General features: G+C 43.7%; 27 protein-coding genes, 22 tRNA genes, 1 rRNA gene and 1 other annotated feature (1 of these 51 only partly in view). Of the genes, 11 read left to right on the plus strand and 39 right to left on the minus strand.

The window, feature by feature from the left end; genetic code table 11:
* Positions 1-39 precede the first annotated feature (39 nt).
* The 3 genes from BN1765_RS16375 to BN1765_RS16385 all read right to left on the minus strand — a co-directional run bounded on the left by BN1765_RS16375 (position 40) and on the right by BN1765_RS16385 (position 2,621).
* Positions 40-438: a hypothetical protein gene (locus tag BN1765_RS16375; RefSeq protein WP_050616147.1), complete on the minus strand. Its 399-nt coding sequence runs from the start codon at positions 436-438 to the stop codon at positions 40-42.
* Between the two features lie 311 nt (positions 439-749).
* Positions 750-1,085: a hypothetical protein gene (locus BN1765_RS16380; RefSeq protein WP_050616148.1), complete on the minus strand. Its 336-nt coding sequence runs from the start codon at positions 1,083-1,085 to the stop codon at positions 750-752.
* Between the two features lie 639 nt (positions 1,086-1,724).
* A complete protein-coding gene (locus tag BN1765_RS16385) occupies positions 1,725-2,621 on the minus strand; it encodes a DMT family transporter (RefSeq protein WP_050616817.1) in 897 nt (298 codons plus the stop codon).
* A gap of 172 nt (positions 2,622-2,793) precedes the next feature.
* On the opposite strand from BN1765_RS16385, the gene BN1765_RS20610 reads away from it, so the two are divergent.
* Both BN1765_RS20610 and BN1765_RS16390 read left to right on the plus strand, forming a co-directional pair.
* Positions 2,794-3,105, plus strand: a complete 312-nt coding sequence (locus BN1765_RS20610; RefSeq protein WP_187119462.1) for a methyltransferase domain-containing protein — start codon at positions 2,794-2,796, stop codon at positions 3,103-3,105.
* Positions 3,081-3,548 carry a methyltransferase domain-containing protein gene (locus BN1765_RS16390; protein ID WP_187119463.1) on the plus strand — a complete coding sequence of 156 codons (468 nt, stop codon included), beginning with the start codon at positions 3,081-3,083 and terminating at the stop codon, positions 3,546-3,548. The genes BN1765_RS20610 and BN1765_RS16390 overlap by 25 nt, the downstream gene beginning before the upstream one ends.
* A gap of 232 nt (positions 3,549-3,780) precedes the next feature.
* Here the strand turns inward: BN1765_RS16390 and BN1765_RS16395 are convergent, their stop codons facing one another.
* Both BN1765_RS16395 and BN1765_RS16400 read right to left on the minus strand, forming a co-directional pair.
* A complete protein-coding gene (locus BN1765_RS16395) occupies positions 3,781-4,023 on the minus strand; it encodes a DUF2584 domain-containing protein (protein ID WP_050616818.1) in 243 nt (80 codons plus the stop codon).
* Positions 4,024-4,054: 31 nt separating this feature from the next.
* A complete protein-coding gene (locus tag BN1765_RS16400; protein ID WP_050616819.1) occupies positions 4,055-4,837 on the minus strand; it encodes an alpha/beta hydrolase family protein in 783 nt (260 codons plus the stop codon).
* Positions 4,838-5,027: 190 nt separating this feature from the next.
* On the opposite strand from BN1765_RS16400, the gene BN1765_RS16405 reads away from it, so the two are divergent.
* From BN1765_RS16405 to BN1765_RS16415, 3 genes are read left to right on the plus strand one after another with little or no spacing between them, the layout of a single operon-like run.
* A complete protein-coding gene (locus BN1765_RS16405; RefSeq protein ID WP_050616149.1) occupies positions 5,028-6,032 on the plus strand; it encodes an ABC transporter substrate-binding protein in 1,005 nt (334 codons plus the stop codon).
* Between the two features lie 12 nt (positions 6,033-6,044).
* Positions 6,045-6,830 carry an ABC transporter ATP-binding protein gene (locus tag BN1765_RS16410; RefSeq protein ID WP_050616150.1) on the plus strand — a complete coding sequence of 262 codons (786 nt, stop codon included), beginning with the start codon at positions 6,045-6,047 and terminating at the stop codon, positions 6,828-6,830.
* Complete coding sequence (locus BN1765_RS16415) at positions 6,805-7,611, plus strand: ABC transporter permease (RefSeq protein ID WP_230199539.1); 807 nt, start codon at positions 6,805-6,807, stop codon at positions 7,609-7,611. The genes BN1765_RS16410 and BN1765_RS16415 overlap by 26 nt, the downstream gene beginning before the upstream one ends.
* 43 nt (positions 7,612-7,654) lie before the next feature.
* On the opposite strand, the gene ytkD is transcribed toward BN1765_RS16415, so the two are convergent.
* The gene (gene ytkD, locus BN1765_RS16420; protein WP_050616151.1) at positions 7,655-8,134 is read right to left on the minus strand and encodes an RNA deprotection pyrophosphohydrolase; all 480 of its coding nucleotides are present in this window, start codon (positions 8,132-8,134) and stop codon (positions 7,655-7,657) included.
* 492 nt (positions 8,135-8,626) lie between these two features.
* On the opposite strand from ytkD, the gene BN1765_RS16425 reads away from it, so the two are divergent.
* Complete coding sequence (locus BN1765_RS16425) at positions 8,627-8,890, plus strand: DUF6154 family protein (RefSeq protein ID WP_050616152.1); 264 nt, start codon at positions 8,627-8,629, stop codon at positions 8,888-8,890.
* Between the two features lie 92 nt (positions 8,891-8,982).
* Here the strand turns inward: BN1765_RS16425 and BN1765_RS16430 are convergent, their stop codons facing one another.
* On the minus strand, positions 8,983-9,423 hold the full coding sequence (locus BN1765_RS16430; protein ID WP_147554221.1) for a Dps family protein: 441 nt from the start codon (positions 9,421-9,423) through the stop codon (positions 8,983-8,985).
* Between the two features lie 119 nt (positions 9,424-9,542).
* On the opposite strand from BN1765_RS16430, the gene ytzI reads away from it, so the two are divergent.
* Positions 9,543-9,698, plus strand: coding sequence for a YtzI protein (gene ytzI / locus BN1765_RS19675; RefSeq protein ID WP_082195508.1), 156 nt, complete (start codon positions 9,543-9,545; stop codon positions 9,696-9,698).
* Between the two features lie 36 nt (positions 9,699-9,734).
* Here ytzI and BN1765_RS16435 read toward each other — a convergent pair whose 3' ends face one another.
* Positions 9,735-10,208: an S-ribosylhomocysteine lyase gene (locus tag BN1765_RS16435; protein ID WP_050616154.1), complete on the minus strand. Its 474-nt coding sequence runs from the start codon at positions 10,206-10,208 to the stop codon at positions 9,735-9,737.
* Between the two features lie 166 nt (positions 10,209-10,374).
* Here BN1765_RS16435 and yidD point away from each other — a divergent pair, with 166 nt between their 5' ends.
* From yidD to BN1765_RS19680, 3 genes are all read left to right on the plus strand, one after another.
* On the plus strand, positions 10,375-10,605 hold the full coding sequence (gene yidD / locus BN1765_RS16440; protein WP_050616155.1) for a membrane protein insertion efficiency factor YidD: 231 nt from the start codon (positions 10,375-10,377) through the stop codon (positions 10,603-10,605).
* Between the two features lie 145 nt (positions 10,606-10,750).
* On the plus strand, positions 10,751-11,728 hold the full coding sequence (locus tag BN1765_RS16445; protein WP_050616156.1) for a metal ABC transporter solute-binding protein, Zn/Mn family: 978 nt from the start codon (positions 10,751-10,753) through the stop codon (positions 11,726-11,728).
* A gap of 71 nt (positions 11,729-11,799) precedes the next feature.
* Positions 11,800-11,964: a DUF1540 domain-containing protein gene (locus BN1765_RS19680; RefSeq protein WP_075050822.1), complete on the plus strand. Its 165-nt coding sequence runs from the start codon at positions 11,800-11,802 to the stop codon at positions 11,962-11,964.
* A gap of 160 nt (positions 11,965-12,124) precedes the next feature.
* On the opposite strand, the gene BN1765_RS20160 is transcribed toward BN1765_RS19680, so the two are convergent.
* The 7 genes from BN1765_RS20160 to BN1765_RS16475 form a co-directional block, all read right to left on the minus strand.
* On the minus strand, positions 12,125-12,271 hold the full coding sequence (locus BN1765_RS20160) for a hypothetical protein (RefSeq protein ID WP_154666094.1): 147 nt from the start codon (positions 12,269-12,271) through the stop codon (positions 12,125-12,127).
* Positions 12,272-12,341: 70 nt separating this feature from the next.
* Positions 12,342-13,454 (minus strand): o-succinylbenzoate synthase, encoded by a 1,113-nt coding sequence (gene menC, locus BN1765_RS16450; RefSeq protein WP_050616157.1) that lies wholly within the window; start codon positions 13,452-13,454, stop codon positions 12,342-12,344.
* A gap of 13 nt (positions 13,455-13,467) precedes the next feature.
* On the minus strand, positions 13,468-14,925 hold the full coding sequence (locus BN1765_RS16455) for an o-succinylbenzoate--CoA ligase (protein ID WP_050616821.1): 1,458 nt from the start codon (positions 14,923-14,925) through the stop codon (positions 13,468-13,470).
* Between the two features lie 135 nt (positions 14,926-15,060).
* Positions 15,061-15,879 carry a 1,4-dihydroxy-2-naphthoyl-CoA synthase gene (gene menB, locus BN1765_RS16460; RefSeq protein ID WP_050616158.1) on the minus strand — a complete coding sequence of 273 codons (819 nt, stop codon included), beginning with the start codon at positions 15,877-15,879 and terminating at the stop codon, positions 15,061-15,063.
* 3 nt (positions 15,880-15,882) lie between these two features.
* Complete coding sequence (gene menH, locus BN1765_RS16465) at positions 15,883-16,698, minus strand: 2-succinyl-6-hydroxy-2,4-cyclohexadiene-1-carboxylate synthase (RefSeq protein WP_050616159.1); 816 nt, start codon at positions 16,696-16,698, stop codon at positions 15,883-15,885.
* Positions 16,679-18,445, minus strand: coding sequence for a 2-succinyl-5-enolpyruvyl-6-hydroxy-3-cyclohexene-1-carboxylic-acid synthase (gene menD / locus BN1765_RS16470; protein WP_050616160.1), 1,767 nt, complete (start codon positions 18,443-18,445; stop codon positions 16,679-16,681). The genes menH and menD overlap by 20 nt, the downstream gene beginning before the upstream one ends.
* Complete coding sequence (locus BN1765_RS16475; protein WP_050616161.1) at positions 18,442-19,848, minus strand: isochorismate synthase; 1,407 nt, start codon at positions 19,846-19,848, stop codon at positions 18,442-18,444. The genes menD and BN1765_RS16475 overlap by 4 nt, the downstream gene beginning before the upstream one ends.
* Before the next feature lie 444 nt (positions 19,849-20,292).
* Between BN1765_RS16475 and BN1765_RS16480 the strand changes: the two genes are divergently transcribed.
* Positions 20,293-21,048 (plus strand): TraR/DksA C4-type zinc finger protein, encoded by a 756-nt coding sequence (locus BN1765_RS16480; protein ID WP_050616162.1) that lies wholly within the window; start codon positions 20,293-20,295, stop codon positions 21,046-21,048.
* 255 nt (positions 21,049-21,303) lie between these two features.
* On the opposite strand, the gene BN1765_RS16485 is transcribed toward BN1765_RS16480, so the two are convergent.
* From BN1765_RS16485 to rrf, 24 genes are all read right to left on the minus strand, one after another.
* The gene (locus BN1765_RS16485) at positions 21,304-21,498 is read right to left on the minus strand and encodes a nucleotidyltransferase family protein (RefSeq protein WP_050616163.1); all 195 of its coding nucleotides are present in this window, start codon (positions 21,496-21,498) and stop codon (positions 21,304-21,306) included.
* A 285-nt stretch (positions 21,499-21,783) separates the two neighbouring features.
* A tRNA-Glu gene (locus tag BN1765_RS16490) sits at positions 21,784-21,855 on the minus strand.
* A 4-nt stretch (positions 21,856-21,859) separates the two neighbouring features.
* A tRNA-Ser gene (locus tag BN1765_RS16495) sits at positions 21,860-21,950 on the minus strand.
* Positions 21,951-21,962: 12 nt separating this feature from the next.
* Positions 21,963-22,037, minus strand: a tRNA-Asn gene (locus BN1765_RS16500).
* A 5-nt stretch (positions 22,038-22,042) separates the two neighbouring features.
* Positions 22,043-22,119, minus strand: a tRNA-Ile gene (locus BN1765_RS16505).
* Positions 22,120-22,127: 8 nt separating this feature from the next.
* Positions 22,128-22,201: transfer RNA gene (locus tag BN1765_RS16510), tRNA-Gly, on the minus strand.
* A gap of 8 nt (positions 22,202-22,209) precedes the next feature.
* Positions 22,210-22,285: transfer RNA gene (locus BN1765_RS16515), tRNA-His, on the minus strand.
* Between the two features lie 17 nt (positions 22,286-22,302).
* A tRNA-Phe gene (locus BN1765_RS16520) sits at positions 22,303-22,378 on the minus strand.
* Between the two features lie 35 nt (positions 22,379-22,413).
* A tRNA-Asp gene (locus tag BN1765_RS16525) sits at positions 22,414-22,489 on the minus strand.
* A 7-nt stretch (positions 22,490-22,496) separates the two neighbouring features.
* A tRNA-Met gene (locus BN1765_RS16530) sits at positions 22,497-22,570 on the minus strand.
* A 27-nt stretch (positions 22,571-22,597) separates the two neighbouring features.
* Positions 22,598-22,690: transfer RNA gene (locus BN1765_RS16535), tRNA-Ser, on the minus strand.
* Between the two features lie 13 nt (positions 22,691-22,703).
* A tRNA-Ile gene (locus BN1765_RS16540) sits at positions 22,704-22,780 on the minus strand.
* Between the two features lie 7 nt (positions 22,781-22,787).
* Positions 22,788-22,864, minus strand: a tRNA-Met gene (locus BN1765_RS16545).
* A 30-nt stretch (positions 22,865-22,894) separates the two neighbouring features.
* Positions 22,895-22,970: transfer RNA gene (locus BN1765_RS16550), tRNA-Ala, on the minus strand.
* An 18-nt stretch (positions 22,971-22,988) separates the two neighbouring features.
* Positions 22,989-23,065, minus strand: a tRNA-Pro gene (locus BN1765_RS16555).
* Positions 23,066-23,082: 17 nt separating this feature from the next.
* Positions 23,083-23,159, minus strand: a tRNA-Arg gene (locus tag BN1765_RS16560).
* Between the two features lie 15 nt (positions 23,160-23,174).
* Positions 23,175-23,263 (minus strand) — tRNA-Leu (locus BN1765_RS16565).
* Positions 23,264-23,271: 8 nt separating this feature from the next.
* Positions 23,272-23,346: transfer RNA gene (locus tag BN1765_RS16570), tRNA-Gly, on the minus strand.
* Between the two features lie 3 nt (positions 23,347-23,349).
* A tRNA-Leu gene (locus BN1765_RS16575) sits at positions 23,350-23,434 on the minus strand.
* Between the two features lie 9 nt (positions 23,435-23,443).
* Positions 23,444-23,519 (minus strand) — tRNA-Lys (locus BN1765_RS16580).
* Between the two features lie 16 nt (positions 23,520-23,535).
* Positions 23,536-23,611 (minus strand) — tRNA-Thr (locus BN1765_RS16585).
* A 14-nt stretch (positions 23,612-23,625) separates the two neighbouring features.
* A tRNA-Val gene (locus BN1765_RS16590) sits at positions 23,626-23,701 on the minus strand.
* A gap of 10 nt (positions 23,702-23,711) precedes the next feature.
* Positions 23,712-23,786, minus strand: a tRNA-Glu gene (locus BN1765_RS16595).
* Positions 23,787-23,795: 9 nt separating this feature from the next.
* Positions 23,796-23,911: ribosomal RNA gene (gene rrf / locus BN1765_RS16600) — 5S ribosomal RNA — on the minus strand.
* Between the two features lie 126 nt (positions 23,912-24,037).
* Positions 24,038-24,187: a sequence feature (23S ribosomal RNA rRNA prediction is too short), on the minus strand; it runs 721 nt beyond the window's last position.

Consider the following 24,187-nt stretch of genomic DNA (forward strand, 5'->3'; position numbering starts at 1 on the left):
ATATTCTTTTAGCATTAGGAAAACCGGCAAGAAACAGACTTACTCAGATCTCGCATTCCTACGTTCCATGGCTTGAATAACCATATTACGTATGACCCATTGCATAAAAATATAAATTCCGGCGATAACAATGACTGTATGTTCCTTATTTAGATATATAAAATCCTCTGAATCCGGACCGATTTTCAAAAAGCGGACAAGACCCCAAGAAAGGAAGAACATGATGAGCTGCCCTAAAACGATCTGCTTGGGGACTATTTTGACCGAAAGTACTCCCGTCAACAGTGTACCAAGTAAAGGAAGCCAAAAGAAGGCAATCAAAAGCGAGTAGTAAGTCCCCTTTTCTAAGAATGATGCGTACATAGCATAATCAAACGCATATACCAGATAGGGAACGGGGATCCATACACAGATCAGCCATGCAATTGACCATTTCATCTAATCACCCCTCATATTATGATTTTAGTAATGATTCATGCCACTATCCTCTTTCTTACCCCTTCATCGCTATGAAACCGGCTTTACCCGCCACTATTCACGGATTTTTGCCTTATCGCACATCGTTGTAAGATACTTCATTCACTCTTTTAACAAACATCCACTTTTAAAATAATCATCCTCTATTAGGCAGAATAAAAAGGCATGCATTCGGCAAACTGCCTTAAACATACCTTTTATGATCCGCTATCTTCATTCAATTTTTCTGCCTTCCATAAAATCTATTATTCAACAGCTGGCCAGAGTACAGATCATAATTGTCTCATAAGCATGTTCAGATAATTGCGGATCTGGTTCACCTTACCGACTATATCCATCGATGGATTATTGATCATATCCTTGATATTCAAGCTCACTTCTTTTAACATGTTATCCTTTTCCCTCATTTTCTCCTTTAATGCAGCCATGGTCTGGCTTAATTCGACTGTGGCAGCTCGGGCAAGCTTGGCATCTTCTTTGTGGTAATCCGCCAGCTTTTTAAAATACGATACTTCCATCGAAAGACGCTTACATACTTTCATCAGCTCAGCGGTATCTGCCCCTGTAAGATTTTGAGGTTCTTCATTCACAAGATATGTTGGTTTCATTCATAGCACCCCCGATTGATTGTATGTTTTTGATCATCTTTAAAGAATATCCCGAAACAATCATCGCGCATAATTATCCACTATATCAATTTTTAACCAAATGTTGTTGCAAAAAGCGCTAAAAATTAAATGTAAATGCTTTATTTAGGATTATGATACCCTCTCGGATTCATTCAAAACGGAAATTCCCTTTAATTGGTAGAATGTAACCAGGTGATTTATGGATTCCTGCCTTCTTTTCCACATATATCCTCATTAATTCCTATGTCAATCCCTTAGTAACAGTAAATCAGCCATCATATATGGATGGTCGTTGCCAATAAGCCTGCGCTTTTCCTTCTATTCCCTGGCATGAATTTCTATTCCGGCCGAATTCTATAACAGAGGGATGTTCCTCAAATTAACGGCTGGAGGTTTTCCATTATGTCCAATCAGAAAAAAAGCAAGAACGATAACGGCACTAAGCAAAAAGGAAAATCGAAACCGAAGCATAAAACTTCCGGTTCAGCAAACGGACAAAACGGGTACCATTAAACAAATCCCCCTGCTTCCCATGCAGGGGGATCTGTTTTTCCTTCTTATTTTTGCCTTTCCTTCTTCCAAAGCGGTTGTGTATCCCCTTTATGATGGGAAAGTCCATTAAAATCCGTTCTTCTCGGCATGGGATTGCTGAATGCGGCTTTTCTTTGGAAACGTGGTGTACGCCATTCCCGCAAAAATTAGTATAATCCCGGCGACTTGCCAGATCGATGGCCGGAATCCCAACAAAGCAACATCCAGCATGATCGCTACAGCAGGATCCAGAAAAACTAGGGCTGACATATGAACAGTCGGCAATTGCCTGATGCTGTCAAAAAACAGGTAATAGACCAACCCGGTATGTATGAAGCCTGTCCCTACTATAAATAGCCAATTCATCCCAGACAGATGGGAAAATGCATGGACATCAAAAAACGGCAATAAGATCAGAATGCCGACAGTGGTCTGAATAAACGTCGTCGCATAAGGGCTTAAATGGCGGATTAACTTTCCAAAAAACATAGTCAACGCATAGAACAAAGCAGCACACAGCGCCCAGATAAACCCCGAACTAAACAGCCCTTCCCATGAAACAGAAGCCTTTATTCCGATCATCAATACACTGCCTCCGAAACACATCAAAATGAATAACCAGGAAAGCAGATGAATTTTTTCTCTAAAACATACAGCACCTAGAATCAAAAGAAGAATGGGGGCAAGATGGTAAATCGATATAGCAACCGAAATCGGCATCACTTCGAATGCCTTAAATAAAAACACCCAATTCATCACTAGAAAAATCCCGCAAAGAACCGTCAGAAATACCTCTCTTGCCTGCCAGATTTCCTTTTTATGCTGTCCCGCCGCTATCCAGCAACCGCCTAAAAAAACGGTTGCGAATACACACCGCACCAAAACCAATTGTATTGCTGGTATGCCCGTCTTTACGGTAAACAAGCCTACCGAACCAAAAATGGACATTGCTATGACCATTTTCAACATAGGAGATACGTTCATAATGCACGAGCCTTTCTTTTTGGATAGATGAACAGACCAATAGAAGGACAACATATATTGAACCTTCAATCCAAGTAATTATATGGTAAATTATAGAAGAGGCAAGAGTGGCTGGCAATATAGGATTAAAAACCAGAATATTCTTTTTTATATAAAAAAAGGGGTGAAAAATTTGGCGAACACAAGCAAATTCAATGGTAAAAGCAGCGATTACCATCTGTACCGGCCTGATTATCCTGAACCTTTACTGGATGATATTATTTTCGAAGGGCATTTGGATCAATATTCTATTATTGCCGATATCGGTTCCGGAACTGGGATCATGGCCAAAAAATGGCTTAACCGCGGCATGAAAACATATGGTGTGGAGCCGAACGGGGAAATGCGAAAAATGGCGGAAGAAACCCTCGGGGGCAACCCTTTGTTTTTCTCGATTGACGGCTCAGCTGAACTACCGGATTGCCGGCAGAAAGCATTGATTTGATCATTGCCGCCCAGGCATTCCATTGGTTCAATCAACCATTATTCAAAAAAGAATGCCAAAGGATCTTAACTCCCCATGGGCAAGTTGCACTCGTCTGGAACAGCCGTGTGGCGGATAGCCCCCTTGTCCGTAAAAGTAGTGCCATCAACCAAATGTGGTGCCCGGAATTCACAGGTTTTTCAGGCGAAAAAACAGAAAGCCCTGAAATATTTCAGGCCTTCTTTAAGCATGGCCATTATTCCGTTCGAAGCTATGACTCTCCTCTCGTCTATGACCGCAATCATTTTATCGGCCGGCAGCTGTCGGCTTCATATGCACCCAAAAAGGGAGATTCATCTTATGAGCCTTTTATCCAGGCATTCAGCGCCCTTTTTGACCAATATGAAAATGAAGGCACGATTACTGTACCGAATGTCACCAGCGTTTATTTGGGCAGTGTATAGGAGCTTCGCCGGAATCCACTTGCCCGAATCATTACATCTCACTTAAAGGCAAAAACGCCTGCATGGTCCGCTGTCGAAACGGCTGGTTACAGGCGTTTTCCTGCCTTTTAAATAAATGGATGGTTAAACCCATCTTGGCGTTTTCCCCTGTTCTAGCAGCTGACAAGCAACCAAATCAATTTACTCGCCAAAGAATACAAGGCTGATCAAAGACCAGACCTTTTTCGGCCTATCAATTTACACTATGCAATGACGTCAATTCATACACGATATGCGTTTCGTTCTTTTCCCAGCTCACTTTTTTTATGTATGCCGTACCGATGTCCTCACTGTTTTTGGTTTTGCGTACAGAAACCGGGATATCGATCGGGTATAGTCGGTATCCACTCTTCACCAAGGAAAAATCATTCTTGCCGATACGTTCTTCCTTTCCTTTTGTAACAATCATCGTATTTACTTCCATAGGCATGCCCATATTCTCGACTCCTTTTTCTTTTATTTTATCATCAGTCTGCATGCTCTTTCATCCAGGAAGTCAATTTTTTAACGGTTTCCCTGTTTACTTTGGGAGGAAAATAATGAGTATACTCTTTATAGTACCAGCACTCCACCGATTTTCCGTGTTGCCGAAGGGCTTCCTCCAGATGGGTCGCCTGGTTGAATTCTACGTTATGGTCCTTACAGCCGTGAATGATGAGCACTGGGCAATTGATTTGATCGATTTGAAGCAAAGGATCTCTGTTGTCATACCTTTCCGGATATTTATTCGGCGTACCCCCGATGACTCGTTTCATCATTCTTCGCAGGTCAACACGCTGTTCATATGTAAGTGCAACACTGGAAACCCCTCCCCATGTGACCAGCGATGCAGCCTCCGGACACTTGATGGCTGTCCACAAGGCCATCACGCCCCCTCTCGAAAATCCGAAGATGTGAATGGATTTCACCCGCTCCATCTGCTGGAGAACAGCAAACGCAGCAACTGCATCATTCTTATCATCTCCAGCAAAGTCTTCGTCTCCCTGCCCTCCTTGGTTCCCGCGATAATAAGGGGCAAATACAATAAAGCCTTGTGCCGCAAACTGAATGATCCTGCCCGGCCGAACAGTGCCGACATTCTTAATGCCTCCCCGCAAGTACAGAAATCCATCCATTTTCTCTTGGCCAATCGGTTCAGCAAGTAACCCTTTTACCTCCAGGCCATCGCTCATATACGTTACAGTGTAAAGCGCTATGCGCGGATTGGCTGTGGGATAAGGAATCTTGGATAGGATGGTTCCATCAATCATCGTTTTCATGGTTTCATCTCCTAGTTTTGATGCAAAAATGATCGTTTAGGCGTTCACACAATTTTTTCTCGTTCATACGATATGTTAAACATTTATTCAGCCGAAATGGCCATCCATATATGTCCATACACTGGGCCTGCAACGTTTGCTGACTAACAAAGGTTCAATACACAAGAATGGAGGATTGTGAATGAAAAAATACATCAGGATGGGCATCTGTACAGTGATAGCCGTCTTATTGCTTTCTTATCTTGCCGGCTGCGGCAAAAAAGAAGAAGCAGAAGTCAAAGTGAAAGTGGCGGAGGTCACACGTTCTATTTTTTATGCCCCTCAATATGTAGCTCTTGAAAAAGGTTTTTTCGAAGATGAAGGGCTCAAGGTTACCCTGGCGACTACATGGGGCGGAGATAAAACGATGACTACATTATTAGCCGGCGGAACGGATATTGCATTGGTCGGCTCCGAAACAAGCATTTATGTCGATGCCCAGGGAACCAAAGATACGGTCATTAACTTTGCCCAACTAACCCAAGCCGACGGCACCTTTTTAGTTTCCCGCACAAAAATGGATCAATTCAAATGGGAGCAACTGAAGGGCAGCGAGTTCCTTGGCCAGCGCAAAGGCGGCATGCCGCAGATGGTCGGCGAATATGTCTTGAAGCAGCACGGCATCGATCCCCATAAAGACTTGAAGCTCATCCAGAATATCGATTTTGCCAATATAGCGAATGCCTTCCTATCAGGCACAGGTGACTACGTCCAATTGTTTGAACCGCAGGCCAGTATCTTCGAAAAAGAAGGCAAAGGCTATATCGTCGCTTCTTTCGGAACAGAATCGGGCAAAGTGCCTTATACCTCCTATATGACGAAAAGCAGCTATCTAAAGAAAAACAAACAGACTGTCCAGAAGTTCACGAATGCCATCAAAAAAGCCCAAGACTGGGTAAACACGCATAAACCAGAGGAAACTGCCGCTGTTATTCAACCCTATTTCAAAGACAGCGACCCAGACATCATTGCAACGGTTGTTGACCGCTACAAACAAGAAGGCGCCTACGCCACTGATCCCATTCTGGATAAAAAAGAATGGGAAAATCTAAAATCCATCATGAAAGAAGCAGGAGAATTGCCAAAAGATGCATCATACAAAAAATTGGTGAATACAGAACTGGCTAAAAGCTCCTCTTCCAAGTAAGGAGAATGGGCAATGAGTTTTTTATCTGTGGAAAATATCCATCATGTTTATTTCACTCCTGCTGCCAGCACTCTCGCCATTGAAGATATTTCCCTTTCCGCCGAGGAAGGGGAATTCATCTCTTTTTTAGGACCAAGCGGCTGTGGAAAAACAACCCTATTATCTATCATCGCCGGTCTCATAAAGCCGACCGAAGGCCAGACGCTTCTGGAAGGTGAGGTGTATCATCCTTCCAAGAAGCAGGACATCGGCTATATGCTGCAGCAGGATTATCTATTTCCTTGGAAAACAATCCGGGAAAATATATTGCTCGGATTAAAACTGGGCAAAAACGAGAAGGCATCAGCTGAAATCAGCGCTCTTAAGCTTTTAAATGACATTGGTCTGCCACAGGTGGAAGACCAATTCCCGAATCAGCTTTCTGGAGGGATGCGCCAAAGAGTCGCCCTGGTCAGGACGCTGGCGACCAATCCCAAACTTTTGCTGCTGGATGAACCTTTTTCTGCTTTAGATTACGTAACCAAATTAAAACTGGAAGATTTAGTCTTCACCACATTGAAACGTTTTAATAAAACAGCTGTGCTGGTCACCCATGATATCGGTGAAGCCATCGCCATGAGCGACCGTATCTATCTGTTTGCCGCCAAGCCGGGAAGACTCTATAAAACCTATCAAGTACCCCAGGAGCTTCGCAGCCTCCCTCCTTTTGAGTCAAGGAACCATCCACTCTATACTGATTTATTCCAAACCATTTGGAAGGAGTTCGAAACCATTGAAGAACCTGGCGCTAAACATTAAAGAGCTGCATGATTCCTATAAAAAGGCATTAGTGAAAGAAAAGAAAATGGTGAGAATCTATCAGCTTCTCATATTTGTGTTCTTCTTTGGAATTTGGGAGCTGACTAGCAGACTGGAGTGGATTGATCCCCTCATCTTTAGTTCACCGGCACAGATTGGATCTCTGTTCATAGAAAAGATTGGCGATGGGACGCTGATCAGCAACGGGGTTGTCACATTAACAGAAACCATTGCCGGCTTTTTGCTAGGTACACTGCTGGGGACATTGTTGGCAGCCATTCTTTGGTGGTCGCCTTTCTTACAAAAAATCCTTGATCCCTATCTTGTGATTCTGAACGCAATGCCCAAAGTAGCGTTAGGGCCAATCCTGATTGTAGCCATGGGGCCTGGTTTTCCTTCCATTATTGCAATGGGAGCCATTATATCAGTGATCATTACTACAATCGTTGTCTATACGTCATTCAAAGAAGTGGACCCCAATTACTTGAAAGTGCTGCAGACATTCGGCGCCACCAGGTTTCAGACTTTTCGGGAAGCCATTTTGCCGTCATCCATGCCTACCATCATTTCAACGTTAAAAGTAAATGTCGGACTTTCATGGGTAGGCGTTATTGTAGGGGAATTTCTCGTGTCTTCCAAAGGTCTTGGTTATCTGATTATCTATGGTTTCCAAGTATTCAATTTTACATTAGTACTGATGGCGCTTTTGTTGATTGCGATTTTTGCAACGATCATGTATCAGCTGGTCGGCTTCCTTGAAAAAAAACTAGTTAAACGGTAAGTGGCTTAAGGGCATCCGAATAGTGGATGTCCTTAACCGTCTGTCACCCTTCCCTCACATATAAGCCTTTCACAATGTCCAGGCATTCTTTCATGACCGTATCCTGCATGATGAAACTGAACTCTTCCCCCATAAAATGCTGCGGAAGCTGTTCGATGACCACGGCGCCTTTCGTTTCAAGATAATCTTCCTTTTCTTGAAGAGCATCCGCTTCAGCAAAGTAAACGTCTTTCACACATTCCTGCCCATCCATAAAGAACCGATATTGGGCTATATAGGAGAGATTGGAGATGACGGCTCCTGTTTCTTCCCATGTTTCCCTAATGGCGGTTTGCTTGATGCTTTCGCCCTCTTCCTTCTTGCCGCCAGGAAATTCCAACCCTCTCTTACTGTGGTTAGTCATAATCCAGCCGGTCTTGTAGTGCAGAATAACGATGACATGCTGAGGCTGATCTGAAAAGGGATGGTAGTCGGTCGAAAACCATATTTTCTTTCCCACTGAATCCCTGAATGTTTTCTCCATGCAACTTCCTCTTTTCTATATGTAAATGGTCTTCTGTCCGTTTGGTGTAGTCAGTTTCAGAAGGAACATAAGCATTAAAACTATATCAATTGTACTGTAACGATTGAGCGGAAGACAATTAAGGGATACTTTAACCAATGGGTGTTCATTTCCCCATTATCATTCGTTAAACGACTTCAAGCTCTTATTGGCGCTTGTCTCCGCCGTTAATAGCCACTTGCTGTAAGACCCCATCATCTGGCAATTGTTCCGAAAGTACAGAGACATTTGCCGGAAGACAGATGTCTCCACAAGCCTTCTACTATACCTGTTGAATCACGGACCCTACTATAAAAGGAATTTGGTTAAAACAACGAAAAAGGGGTAAAACAAAAAGAGAATGATGTAAAAAGATACAAGCATGGGACGTAACTAATTCACTCTTTTGCATGAGAAGTATAGCCGATTTTGTATCTGGCATTCATCCATTTTAAGAAAAGGGAGGAATCCGTCATGAAATTAGTCGAAGATTTATTCGAGCATTACCGCACGAAGCTGACCGGAGATGATGAAGATATCGACATTCTTACCCTGGCCGTCCTTGAACAGCTCGACCATAAAGAAATTCTTGATCATATATTGGATATGGATGAAGTGGAACTCAGAAGTTTCTTCGGTTTGTACATAATGGAAACATTGAAAGGAAAATTTGCCGGTGTCGAATCAGTTCCGGCCAAAAATAAAAGCTTCAATCATTCTTATCGGTACCTTCATTGAGAATAAAATACAGGCGAATGCTTCATTCGCCTGTATTTTTCTGCACAAAAAAAGCTTTGCCCAATCGGCAAAGCTTTTCATCTGTCGAATCCTTAATCCAAGTAAGCACGCAACATCCAGCAATGCTTATCAAGGCTTTCACTCATATTGCTTAGCATGTCAGATGTAACCGGATCCCCTTCTTCATCAGCAAGCTTAATGCCGTCACGCAATTCACCGCTTACTTTTTTGAAGTCTTCGATTACCTGTTGGATCATTTTATCTGTTTTTTCGCTGCCTTTTGCTTCATCAAGCGTTGATAACTCCAAATGTTCTTTCATTGTGGCAACCGGCTTTTCATCCAATGCCAACAGACGCTCCGCCAACTCGTCAAGATTAGCTGATGCTTCGTTATATAGTTCTTCCAATTTGATATGTAATTCGAAGAAATGCGGCCCTTTTACATACCAATGATAGTTATGTAGCTTTGTAAAAAGGACACTGAAATTGGACACTTCCTGATTGATTAATTGAACTAAATCTTTATTAGCCATTTTAAATTCCTCCTCTGGTTCTTCATTATTCTTACTCATCTTTTTCCCCAGAGGATAAAGCAATAAACCTTTTTCATGTTACAATGGCTGTAGAAGTTAAAAAATGGAGGTTTATCCATATGGTGTTCGGTATTATGATCTTCTGTATTATTATCTGTATAATCGTCATCATCGTAAGCGCTTTAACCACTTCAAAAGCCTATCAATACAAACACACGATTGACCCTCTTCCCAAAGACCCCCGCCGTCATGAAGATACGAAGAACGACCAGTAAACAGGCAAAGCCGCTATTCGCGGCCTGCTTGTTTTACTATGCAAATACTTCGTGGAGTTCTTCTCGTGAATGGGACAACCACTTTTCCATAATCTTTTTGGCACCTTCAAGATTGTGCAATTTGGCCTGCCCGCATTGTTTTTCATTGGCTGCCGGAATTTCAATTACCTTTATGCCGTCCAGCATGGTATTTTCCATGACATCGATAATTTCCGATACAGTAGGTTCTCCGCTTACCACTAGATAAAATCCTGTCTGGCAACCCATCGGTGAAATATCGATTACATCCCAATGATTATATTGCTCAGAATGCTTGCGAATATTATAAGCCAATAGATGCTCCAGTGTATGAATCGCGCCTGGCTCCATCGCTTCCTTATTAGGCTGGCAAAAACGGATATCGAATTTATTGACCACTCCGTCGGTGCCTACTTTATGGACACCGCAATGTCTGACATAAGGGGCTTTAACTGCAGTATGATCCAATTCAAAACTTTCAACTGATGGCATTACATTCACTCCTTCTGATTGATATGCTTCTATCATATACCTAATTATTCTTCTTTTCAGTCTTTTTTACATTTTCCATCCGTTTGCATAGTATTATGTCTATGCACCTACTAGGTGTATAATGAAAAAGAAAGTATTGCAACGGATCTGAAAAGGATGATTGATTATGCAGAAAATCATGCTGCTTATTATACAATTTTACCGCAAATGCATCTCTCCCCTTAAGCCCCCTACCTGCCGCTTTTATCCCACTTGCTCAGCGTACGGAATGGAAGCCATTAAACGCTTTGGGGCGCTGAAAGGCGGCTGGCTGACCATAAAGCGAATCGCTAAATGCCACCCGTTCCATCCCGGCGGTGTAGACCTTGTGCCGGAAAAAGAGAAGAAGGAACACTAATACTTTTTATCATATGACGGAATAATAAAGCACGAAACTATTGATTTCGTGTTTTATTTACGTTAATATACAATAAGTTAAATCGGAATCATTCCGTTTTTATATCATATAAATCGTAATAACTACGATTAATAAGGAGAGCCCTATGTATAAAAAACAGATTTTTGCCTTTGTACTTATATTCGCAGCCTTTCTTTCCGGTTGCGGCAATAAAGACGAATCTACAAGCAAGCAAGATAAGGAAAAATTATCGGTTTATACGACCGTTTACCCGCTCCAATACTTGACGGAGCAGATTGGCGGACCTTACGTGGATGTTAAATCAGTCTACCCGCCAGGCGCTGATGAGCACTCTTTTGAACCATCACAAAAGGATTTGATATCGATGGCACAGGCGGATAACTTCTTCTACATCGGCCACCATCTGGAGGGATTTGTTACAAAAGCGAAGCCGATTCTTACTAAAGAAGGCGTCACAATGGATGCAGTCGGTGAAAAAATCGACCATAGCAAACTTCAGGATGCCCACGAACATGGCGATGAAGACCATGACCACGATGGTGAGGACCACAAACACGAGGAAGACGGCCATGACCACGGAGATATTAATCCGCATGTCTGGCTGGATCCATCCTTAATGGTCGATATGGCTACAGAAATTAAAAATCAGTTGGCTGAACAAAAACCAGATCAAAAGCAATACTTTGAAGAATCTTACGATAAGGTCGTAAACGAATTGAACGAACTTGATAAAGAATACGCAGCTGTTATTGAAAAAGCGCCTAAAAAAGAAATCATTGTTTCCCATGCTGCATATGGCTATTGGGAAAAAAGGTATGGCCTGAAGCAAATCGCCGTCTCAGGCATTTCCAGCTCCAGTGAGCCTTCGCAAAAGGCTTTGAAGGGCATTATGGAAACAGCAAAGGAACATAATATTAACTATGTGCTCTTTGAACAAAATATCCCTTCGAACCTGACTAAAATCATTCAAAAAGAAATAGACGCGAAAGCTTTGCATCTGCATAACCTATCTGTTTTGACCGAAAAGGACATCGAACAGAAAAAAGATTATATGAGCATTATGCATCAAAATCTGGAGACTTTAAAAACAGCGCTTTATTAAGCTGACCATTATTACCATTCATGCAAATCATCCTCTTTGCCTAAACTAGGGCTAAGGAGGATGATTTTTTTATGGCTAAAGATGTAAAATGCGGCGTCAATACATGCTTTTATTGGAAACACGGCAACCATTGCGGAGCAAAAAATATTTTAGTGGAAGTCTACTCTCCGGATGAACGAGCACATTCAAGCAGCCATACCGGATGCCATACATTTCGCCCGAAGGAAGAATTTTAACGTAAAACTGGAGAATGCCCCAAGCATATGGCATTCACAACCCACTTGAGAGCAAATAATCCCCTCATTCTTGATTTCTTCAACAACCTATGGCATTTTTAAAAGCCTGGGCTTAAAAAGCAAAAAACAGGCACACTGCGCCTGTTTTTTGCTTCTATAATTAAGATTCATTTGCAAATAATTGGAGTAATTCTTCTTTATCGATTAAGGTAATGGCTGCCACAACGTCAAGAGGCATGGCCCGCTCTAGTAAAATTTTCGCAATCAAATAGGGTTTATTGTTATCCACCGCTCTCTCTCCCGCCATGTTTGTCTTTCCATTATCATACAATATATTCCATAATCTTCAAAGAAGCTTTCGCCTATTTCTTACATTTCTATTGTAAAGAAATCATTTCCGTATAATCGGTCAACTGTTTAAGCCGATATCGATCCACTTCATATCCTATGCCCGGTTGTTTACTCACTTCTATTTCGCCGTTTTTTACTGTAATGGGCTCTGTCAGGATATCATGCTCCCAATAATGTTCCGATGGAGAAAAATCTCCCGGCAACGTAAAGCCCGGCAATGATGATAAGGCAATATTATGTGCTTTAGAAATGCCGAATTCGATCATACCTCCACACCAAAGCCGGATATTCGCTTCCTGGGCAAATGAATGCAGCTGAAGAGCTTGCTGCCATCCTCCCATTCTGCCCATTTTTACAGAAATGATTTCACAGCTTCCGAGAGCTACAGCATTCCGGGCCGCGTTATAGGAAGTTATGCTTTCATCCAGGCAAACGGGTGTCTTTATTTCAGCCTGAAGCAGTCTATGATCGGCCAAATCTTCATAACTAAAAGGCTGTTCAATCATCAACAGCTTGTACTGATCAAGTTGGCGCAATAATGGAAGATCATCCAGTGTGAATGATGAATTGGCATCTGCCATTAATGGAACATCTGGATGATCCGCCCTGATTGCATCCAGGAACGATAAGACATTCTTTCGATTAATCTTCAGCTTGAATCTTTTATATCCTTCTGCTTTATATTCCTTCAGTTGCTCGAGGGCGCTTTCAATCCGATCAGAGGCAATAACAATCCCCGCTTCAATGCTTGCACGGGTTCCGCCGACAATAATCGATAAGGGCTGTTTCATTCGTCGGCTATATAAATCCCAAATGGCCCCTTCAAGCCCCGACTTCGCCATATGGTGTCCCCGGACGCCGGCGAATAGGGAAGCTAACTCTGCAGGATGGTTTAAATGAGGGTGCTCTTTTAGCAACGGAATAAGAAATGTCTTTAACGTATATAGAGAGGTAAAGATTGTTTCTTCCGTATACCAAGGTGTTGAAAAAGCCACCACTTCACCCCAGCCGCTGATGCCATTTTCATCTTTTACTTCTACGATGATTGCTTCCCTCTTTTTCAGCATGCCGAGAGCATTATGGAAAGGCCTTTTTAAATCCGAACTGATCAAATACAGAGTTACAGATGATAGCTTCATCTTTTTCACTTCCTTAGCGGAGAAGTTTCACCAATTGCCGTCGAAGCAATTTATTGGAGGCGTTTCTTGGGAGATCATCGACTAAGTGAATTTCTTTCGGAACCTTATAGGAAGCTAGGCGGCTTTGGCAGAATTCGAGAAGCTCACCGGTTTTCAGATGTTGGTTTTTGGACACAACAAATGCAATAGGAACCTGCCCCCATCGCTCATCCGGCACTCCCGTAACGCCAGCTTCATATACCGCTTCATGCTTCATTAAAGCACTTTCTATTTCAGCTGGATACACATTTTCACCGCCGGAAATAATGAGATCCGAACGACGATCCACAACAAAGAGAAATCCTTCCTCATCCAAATAACCCAAGTCGCCTGTCTTCAACCAGCCGTTCTCGAACGCTTCTTTTGTTGCTTGTTCCCGGTGGGCATACCCCTTGGTCACATTAGGGCCTTTTACATAAATTTCACCTGTTATCAAAGGCGCCGCCGGTTTTCCTTCATGGACAACCTTTAATTGGGAAGGAAACAATGCCTTACCGGCCGAACCTAACTTAGCAAGGCTGTATTCCGGCGAAAGAGTTGCAATTTGGGATGATGTCTCTGTCATTCCATATGTTTGATAGATAGGGACTTCCCGGCTTTTACACGTTTCCAGGAGACTTAAAGGCGCTGGCCCACCGCCAAGAAGCATACAGCGAAAGGCCTTAGGATAAGTCCTTTCTCCTAGATCGTCCATCAGCCGGTTCAGCATATTGGAAACAACCGACATAATCGCGATTTTCCCGTCCAAGATGGCTTTATTCACTTTTTTCACATCAAACTGAGGATGTACCTGGACAGTCATTCCATAAATAACGCTTCTCATGAGAATCGATAAACCGCTGATATGGAAGAGAGGAACTGCACACAGCCATGTATCCTCTTCCTGCAAACCTAAATTCAACATTGAGCCCATCGCGCTCCACCAATGATTCCCGAATGATTGCATGACTCCTTTAGGCCGTCCCGTCGTGCCTGAGGTATACATGATTGTCGCAGTCTCTTGCAGGTTAAAATCTTCTACCGGCTGGAAATCCATGCTTTCCTTTATGTCATCGACAGACTCTGTAAAGATGATTTTCTCTTTAGCCAATCCGCTTTTCGCCAATGTTTCATTGAATACCTGCGAGCTGACCAACCAATCCATTCCGGAATCTTCAAATTGATAGGCAAGTTCTTCGGCGGATAAGCGTGTGTTGTAAAAAACGATTTTTGTACCACTCTGCATTAAAGCATGGATCGTTACAATCAATTTCATTGAATTATGCTGTAAAATGCCAATGGTATCACCTTTTTGAATACCAATCGTATGAAACCTCCCTGCCATTTGCAGGGCCAGATCCAACAATTGGGCAAAGGTGTATGATTGGCCTTCTATCTCTACGGCTTTGCGGTCAGGCGACAAAAATGCCCTTTTGATCAGCCAATTTGGCATTAATTCCTGATTATCCAAACATTTTCATCTCTCTTTTCACAAAAATTTCTCAGACAGAAGTAATCCTGTCCTTTATACTAAAGAAAAAGCCTGACAAAAATATTTTGCCAAGCTTTTGTTTATTTTTAGAAAACATTAAGGGAATCTAGGGAATTGGCCGAAGTCTGGGTTACGTTTTTCTTTAAACGCATCTCTTCCTTCTTTCGCTTCGTCTGTTGTGTAATACAAGAGCGTTGCATCGCCCGCAAATTGCTGAATACCTGCTAAACCGTCTGTGTCGGCATTGAAAGCCGCTTTCAGGAAGCGTAGGGCCATAGGACTCTTCTTAAGCATTTCTTCACACCATTTCACCGTCTCAGCTTCAAGTTCTTCCAACGGAACAACTGTATTGACCAAGCCCATGTCGAGTGCTTCCTGTGCATTGTACTGGCGGCACAGATACCAAATTTCACGCGCTTTTTTATGGCCTACGATGCGGGCAAGATAACCTGCTCCATATCCGCCATCAAAGCTGCCGACTTTAGGGCCGGTCTGTCCAAACACAGCATTGTCGGCTGCGATTGTCAGATCACAAACAATATGTAAAACATGGCCTCCGCCGATTGCATAACCTGCTACCATTGCCACGACTGGTTTAGGTGTTACACGGATTAGATGCTGCAAATCCAATACATTCAGGCGGGGAATTTGATCATCACCAACATATCCGCCGTTGCCGCGGACTTTTTGGTCTCCTCCTGAACAAAATGCTTTGTCGCCGGCACCCGTCAAAATGATTGCGCCGATTTTTGCGTCATCCCGAGCACATGCAAATGCATCCATTAGTTCCATAACCGTTTTCGGACGGAATGCATTGCGTACTTCCGGACGGTTGATGGTTATCTTAGCGATGCCATTGTATGTCTCATATAAGATATCTTCGTAATTGCGTTCTGTTACCCAATTGAATGCCATCTATTAACCCCTCCATTTTTCTACAAATTCACTTACTATTTTACCAAAGATTGCGGAATTCTCCACATGAATTGCATGGCCAACCCCCAAAATAACCTTTTGTTCGCTATTTGGCAGCCTTTCATGCATTCGTTTGCTTATTTCGCGGAATTTAAGATCTAGCTCGCCAGACAATAGAAGAACCGGCTTATCTATTTGTTCCAATGCCTCCCACCAAGAAGGCTGCATGCCCGTTCCCATTCCCCGCAAACTATTGCCAAGCCCGATTGTTGAATTGGACAATCGTTGTTTCCGGATTGCCAGGCGCTCTTCAGCTGGCAGATTTCTTTGGGAAGCAAAAAGGGGAATGTTTTCCCAGTGATCGACAAAAGCCTCTAATCCATTCTGCTCAATTTCATTTGCCAGATGCCGGTCATTCATGCGGCGCTTCTCTCGTTCATCAGCAGTCGCCAAGCCCGGTGACGCGCTTTCCAGATTGGCCGATTTCACATATTCGCTATACAAGATGGCAAAACTAAGGGCCAATCTTCCTCCCATGGAATAACCAATAACATGCACTTTTCCCACTGACAACTGGTCAAGGATTACAGCGATGTCAGCACAAACCTCTTCCATTGCATAGCGTGCAGCATCACTGGGGCAATCGCTTCGGCCATGTCCCAATATGTCAAGAGTGATCACTTGATAATTCTCTTTTAATGCATCAGCGACCGCATTCCAGGTTGAATGGTCGCCAGTGAAGCCGTGCAAGAAAAGCAACGGTTCCCCTGTGCCGCATATTTCTACATAGTAACGCGCATTACGAGCGTTTAAGAACATTCTTCTTCCCTTCAATCACTTCTTTTATTTCCTGGGAAACAACATTCCACAGTTTACGATGATTATCGACATTTTCCTGTCTGTTTGTCACTACTTCCACCACATTCAATCCTTTGTTTTCTAAAGACTCGGCCATTGCTTTCCGGAATTGCTCCCAATCTTTAACCCGGCTAAACTGCCCTCCGTACATTGCAATAGCATGTGAAAAGTCTAGCCCATGCGGTGTTCCAAACAGCATCTCGAAATATTCTCTTTCGCTTGACTGCGGTAAAAAAGAAAAGATCCCGCCACCATCATTATTCACAATAACAATGGTGATATCCCGCTGTAGAAGTTTGGCTGCCATGAGGCCATTCATATCATGGAAAAAGCTCAAATCCCCGATCACCAGAACCGTCGGCTGTCCATGGACGGATACGCCAATAGCAGTAGAAACAACACCATCAATTCCATTTGCTCCCCTGTTGGCCAAAATGCGGACGTTGGATTCTCGGTTGTGGAAGAAGGTGTCACAATCTCTGATTGGCATGGAATTCCCTACAAATAAGGCAGCACCGGCCGGAAGAAGTTCATTCAACTGCAAAAACACTTTTCCTTCATCTAACTGTTGCACCTCATTGAGGGTTTGTAACACATTTTTACTAACTGCATTCAGCGTCTGCCATGTACTGATCCATTCGCTCGGTTCATTGTCGGCAAGATGCCCACTGATATCCCGGCAAAAAGCTGTTTCATCGCAATGGACCATATAGGTACCCATTCCTGTCGGTTCCCGCCATCCGCTGCCTCCATCCACTACTATATGAGTGGCAGTTTGTGCGGCTTTCATAAAGAGAAGAAGAGGCTTCGAAACAGGCATAGCTCCAAGTCGTATAATGATTTCCGGCTTCAAAAACTCTGCCGCTTCCTCGACACGCAGGAAAGTATCATAACAGTCGACTATATAGGCTGAGTCCCCGGCGGTCCGCAACTGGGACAGAGGATCGGCCAAAATCGGATATTGCAGTGTTTCAGCCAGCTTTTTCACTTCTGCAGCAAACTCAGTCCCTTCACCTTCGCCCACCACAATCAGCCCTCGTTCTTTTCCGCTCAATTGGGACAGAATTTTCTCTCTGCTACTGTCCGTGAGTGTCAAGATACCGCTTTCAAGAATATTCCCTTGTATATTTTCACAGCGTAGCTGCGTAAAATAATCATGCTGCATATCCGGCAGCAAAGGCTCTCTTACCGGGAAGTTTAGATGGACGGGGCCAGCAGGGTTTTCTTTAGCTGTCGCGCTTGCTCTCTTGGCAATATTGCGCACATACCGTATATCTTCCTCTCTGTTACCCGGCAAGGACATTTCACAAAACCATTTAGCAAAACGGCCATATAATTGCAGCTGGTCAATTGCCTGGGGAGCGCCAACATCCCTCAGCTCATGCGGACGGTCGGCTGTGATGACAATCAAGGGAACTCTTGAGTAATAAGCCTCTACAACAGCAGGATAGTAATTGGCGGCTGCCGTGCCTGATGTGCACACTAAGGCAACAGGCTCCCTCGAAGCCTTGGCAATCCCCAAGGCGTAAAAGCCTGCTGACCGTTCGTCTATATTGATATGTATGTTAATATCAGGGTGTTTCGTGAATAATAAACTGATTGGGGTCGAGCGCGATCCCGGGCTTATAACTGCATGCTTCACTTTCATTCGTGCCAGTTCATCCACAAATGCAGATGTATACACCGTGAGTATTTCTTGATGGTTCATTGTATAGCTCCTCCCAATGCATTAATCATAGGCTTGAATTTAATCTCTGTTTCCTTGTACTCTTCTTCGGCAACAGAATCCGCAACGATTCCGCAGCCAGCAAACAATGATGCTTCATTGTCCTGCAGCAATCCAGATCTTAATGCCACTGCGAATTCCCCATTGCCGTCTGCATCTATCCAACCGAGCGGCCCGCCGTAAAGCCCTCTTTCCAAACGTTCATGTTCCCGAATCCATTTCACGGCCTGCTGCTGTGGCAATCCCCCTAGAGCTGGAGTTGGATGCAACTTTTCAACCACGCCAAGCAAAGAAGTCTTTGGCAAGCAAACAGCAGTGACTGGTGTATATAAATGCTGGATGAATTTCAATTTCATCAATTCCGGTTGTGAAGGAACATTGACTGTCATACATACTTCTTCCAGCGCCTTACGGATCATAGAAACAACATATTGGTGCTCCCTCAGGTTCTTGGGATCACTCAACAGTTCACTTCCTAATGAAGCATCCTCTTTCTCGGATGCACCTCTCGCGATTGAGCCGGCAAGGCATGTAGAAAGAAGCATCGGCCCCTGTTTCTTTACAAGTCTTTCTGGAGTAGCGCCGATAAAGCAATTATCGCCGGATTCCAAACTGAAAATAAAGCTTGTCCCCTGTTGTTTTTGCAATTTTGCCAAAACAAATTCCGATACAATCTTCTTCTTGAAGGAAAGACGCCGTTCTCTTGCAAGTACTACCTTATCCATTGTCCCAGCCTGCAATGTCTTAACAGCATTTCGGACTGTTTGCTTCCACTCTTCAGGTTCAACTTCATTGGTGGCAAGCAGGAGATTATCTTCATACAGCTGAGGATTTCCACTAACAGATGCCAATTCCTCTCCTTGTTTGATGACATCCACTAAATGAGTCATATCGTCGCCTGGAGAACAAATTGTATTGATTGTTAAATAGCTTCCTCCTTTGGCCGAAGTCAGCATATATTGGGGAACATAAAAAAAGTTATCGCCAAAACGGTCCCATAAAGAAGACTGGCTCTTTTCACAGTCAAAAGAAAATCCCCCAAATAATAAAGGCCCTGTTCCTGCCTGCTTTTCATCCTGGACGATGACCGCTTCCGATAATATCTTCTTCCATTGCGATTCTATAGACAAGTAACGGTGCTGGTCTGCTTTTGCCTGAAGTTTACTAATTTTTCCAAGTCCTGTGAAAGCCATTCCTTCAGTAGGCTCCTGCCAAAAGAATCGTTCACCAATAAATAAGTCTCTTCCTGCTGTATATAAAGAAAGGGGGCTTATATCATTCACTTTCACCACTGTACTGAACATGATCTCTTTTTTTGTTTCATTCGCTTTTCGCAAACTTTTTTGCAGCCCTTCCAGAGTGTGTGACTCTAAACCGATTGCCATAGATATACCCCCTTTTTAATTCATTCTTAACGTGCCATTAAACCTATTTAAAGATACACCTGATAAATCATTTGTGTCAATTATTCAAACCCTTTGTTCACACTTTCACGAAACAGCTTGAAATAATGTAATAATCTGCTACCTTCTTAGGGACATTTGTTTAAAATTCTCAGCTCATTTGCCAAAAAATAGTTACACTCTTATTTTACACTGTATGGTATCTCTTTTCATCTAATAAAACCAAAGTTGCCAGAATAGCGGAATAAACTTCATCTTTCTTTCTTATTCGGCTATCCATTGCTGCCTGTTTTATAGATTATCTTCTGCGATAGCCATAGTAGTTTCGAGACAGCTCATTTGGGTAAAAGTAGAGAAAAAACAAATAATAAATGGCGGCGATCGCTTATCTATCTAGATTGAAGCGCCATGAGGAGGAAGATTACCATGCTCACATCCAAACAAATAGATTCTCTAAAAAAACAGTTATTAATCATGAAAGAGGAAGAAAACCATACCATTCAAAATAATGAAGATAAAGATAATAATATTAGTTTAACCGACTCTGTGGATGAACTATCTTCCTACGATAACCATCCCGCAGATCTTGGTACAGAATTAGCTGACCGGGCAACAGACTATGCTCTTAATGACCATATTTCGAATGAAATGGAAAAGATAGACGAGGCTTTGCAAGCTATGGAAGACGGCACTTACGGAAAATGTAAAGTCTGCGGAAAGGATATACCTTATGAACGGTTGGAAGCCATCCCTTATACGCTCTATTGTGTTAATGATACACCTGATCGAACCACTGCTAATGATCGGCCTGTCGAAGAAACGATTCTCGCCCGTAAGGAACCGGAGTACGACTCATTCGAAACGAAGCACGATAAAGCCATTACAGATGATATAGAAAGCTTTGATGACGTAGCGCGGTATGGCACCTCTGAGACCCCTGCAGATTTTATGCAAGAAAAAAAATCCTACAATGATCTGTATGATGACGATGAAGAGAAGGAAGGATTTACGGAAGACTACGAATCCTTTGCAGCCACCGATATAAAAGGCAGCCAAGTAAAAACGTATCAATCTAAGCAATATAACGACTATGAAGAAGACCTGGATGAAGAGAATTTAGAATCCCCTCTCGGTGATATCCCTTATAAAAAAAGAGACAGTTATACGGGCAAAACCAAATAATGCACTCAAAAAGGAGCAATGCTGATTTTTATCGGCTTTGCTCCTTTTTAATAGTATAAAGAAGGCTCATCCGAAAAAAGTGACCTTGATTCCACTTAGCCTTCCAATTCTTTTCTTGTTTCCTTCTATTAAATACATCCCATACATAGAGGTTCTCTATAGCAATGAGTGTCGGCCGTACATACATATGTAAAAGATCTTCCTAGCCATTGGGCGCTGTCCATTGAAACTGGCCATCCGCACCGAGTCGGACAGCTACTGCAGTGACCGTTTGATTTTTAACACTTCAAGGGTGACAGGCTTCAAAGAATGCAAACGTTCTTCATATCTTCTCTCGAATTCATCATCAACGGCAACCTGATCAAAATACACGACATCCACATCGCCAATCTGCGTAGGAACAGTCTTTCCATGCAGCATATCCCATACTTTATTTTGGACAGCCAGCATAGATTCACCAATCAGGCATTCTAGGCACTCCAGTTTGTAAAAAAGATATCATCCATTCTTCTTTTGTTATCCATTGGATGATCCTTCTTACCTAATAGCTCACACCCTGTCTCCTCCTTATCGATTCAATATAGAATAACAATAAATAAAGTGACACTGTGATCCATGGAATCATTCATCTCTTGTGTCATTTACAATAATTGTAAACAATAGAAGTGATGGATACTACGTGATTTTTTGGAAAAGAAAAAAACATGCAGAATGAACATCTGCATGTTTAAATGATGACCCGTACGGGATTCGAACCCGTGTTACCGCCGTGAAAGGGCGGTGTCTTAACCGCTTGACCAACGGGCCGTTATGGCGGAGAAGGAGGGATTTGAACCCTCGCGCCGCTTACGCGACCTACACCCTTAGCAGGGGCGCCTCTTCAGCCTCTTGAGTACTTCCCCACAATATAAAAATGGCTCCGCAGGTAGGATTCGAACCTACGACCGCTCGGTTAACAGCCGAGTGCTCTACCACTGAGCTACTGCGGAATAAATGGTGGGCCTAAGTGGACTCGAACCACCGACCTCACGCTTATCAGGCGTGCGCTCTAACCAGCTGAGCTATAGGCCCATTTAATTTGGAGCGGGTGAAGGGAATCGAACCCTCATCATCAGCTTGGAAGGCTGAGGTTTTACCACTAAACTACACCCGCAAATATAATGGGGCGACTGATGGGAATCGAACCCACGAATGTCGGAACCACAATCCGATGCGTTAACCACTTCGCCACAATCGCCGTTATCATTTTAGAAATGGTGGCTCAGGACGGAATCGAACCGCCGACACAAGGATTTTCAGTCCTTTGCTCTACCGACTGAGCTACTGAGCCAATTCAACAATTTGTTTGCTTACTCTAATTAAAAATGGCGGTCCCGACGGGAATCGAACCCGCGATCTCCTGCGTGACAGGCAGGCATGTTAACCGCTACACCACGGGACCATCATAATTGCGGGGACAGGATTTGAACCTGCGACCTTCGGGTTATGAGCCCGACGAGCTACCAGACTGCTCCACCCCGCGACGATAAGACTATTTCTAAAAAATAAATGGAGGAGGTAGAGGGATTCGAACCCCCGCGAGCCGTTAAGCCCCTGTCGGTTTTCAAGACCGATCCCTTCAGCCGAACTTGGGTATACCTCCGGAATGAAAAATATGGTGGACCTTGTAGGACTCGAACCTACGACCGGACGGTTATGAGCCGTCTGCTCTAACCAGCTGAGCTAAAGGTCCTTAATTTTGGTAGCGGCGGAGGGGATCGAACCCCCGACCTCACGGGTATGAACCGTACGCTCTAGCCAGCTGAGCTACACCGCCAAAATAATAAGGAATAATAGTTGAATATAATGGTGGAGCCTAGCGGGATCGAACCGCTGACCTCCTGCGTGCAAGGCAGGCGCTCTCCCAGCTGAGCTAAGGCCCCATTCAAAAAGATATGTAATGGTCGGGAAGACAGGATTCGAACCTGCGACCCCTTGGTCCCAAACCAAGTGCTCTACCAAGCTGAGCTACTTCCCGCAATGATGAAAATAATATGGCGCGCCCGAAAGGAGTCGAACCCATAACCTTCTGATCCGTAGTCAGACGCTCTATCCAATTGAGCTACGGGCGCATATAAGATTTCTAATGGTGCCGAGGACCGGAATCGAACCGGTACGGTAGTCACCTACCGCAGGATTTTAAGTCCTGTGCGTCTGCCAGTTCCGCCACCCCGGCGAAAATAATGGAGCGGAAGACGGGATTCGAACCCGCGACCCCAACCTTGGCAAGGTTGTATTCTACCACTGAACTACTTCCGCATATGGTGCGGGTGAAGGGACTTGAACCCCCACGCCGTAAGGCGCCAGATCCTAAGTCTGGTGCGTCTGCCAATTCCGCCACACCCGCAAATCTGAATGGTGAGCCATGAAGGATTCGAACCTTCGACCCTCTGATTAAAAGTCAGATGCTCTACCAACTGAGCTAATGGCTCTCTATTAAAAGAAAGATGGTGCCGGCAAGAGGAGTCGAACCCCCGACCTACTGATTACAAGTCAGTTGCTCTACCAACTGAGCTACACCGGCATGTAAGAAAAATATGGTGGAGGATGACGGGATCGAACCGCCGACCCTCTGCTTGTAAGGCAGATGCTCTCCCAGCTGAGCTAATCCTCCATATGAAAAGTGGTGACCCGTACGGGATTCGAACCCGTGTTACCGCCGTGAAAGGGCGGTGTCTTAACCGCTTGACCAACGGGCCATCTAGATTGCCTGGCAACGTCCTACTCTCGCAGGGGGAAGCCCCCAACTACCATCGGCGCTGAAGAGCTTAACTTCCGTGTTCGGAATGGGAACGGGTGTGACCTCTTCGCCATCATTACCAGACATTCATTTGAGACAGATATCATTATATCTGCTTGCCCAAATAATTTCAAGAAGAAATTTATTCCTTCAAAACTAGATAACGGAAGGGTAAATCATGTGTCCAAACATATTAATTAGGTTAAGTCCTCGACCGATTAGTATTCGTCAACTCCATGTGTCGCCACACTTCCATCTCGAACCTATCAACCTGATCATCTCTCAGGGGTCTTACTAGCTTGACGCTATGGGAAATCTCATCTTGAGGGGGGCTTCATGCTTAGATGCTTTCAGCACTTA

It is taken from the genome of Bacillus testis, assembly GCF_001243895.1.
GTDB lineage: Bacteria > Bacillota > Bacilli > Bacillales > DSM-1321 > Bacillus_AD > Bacillus_AD testis.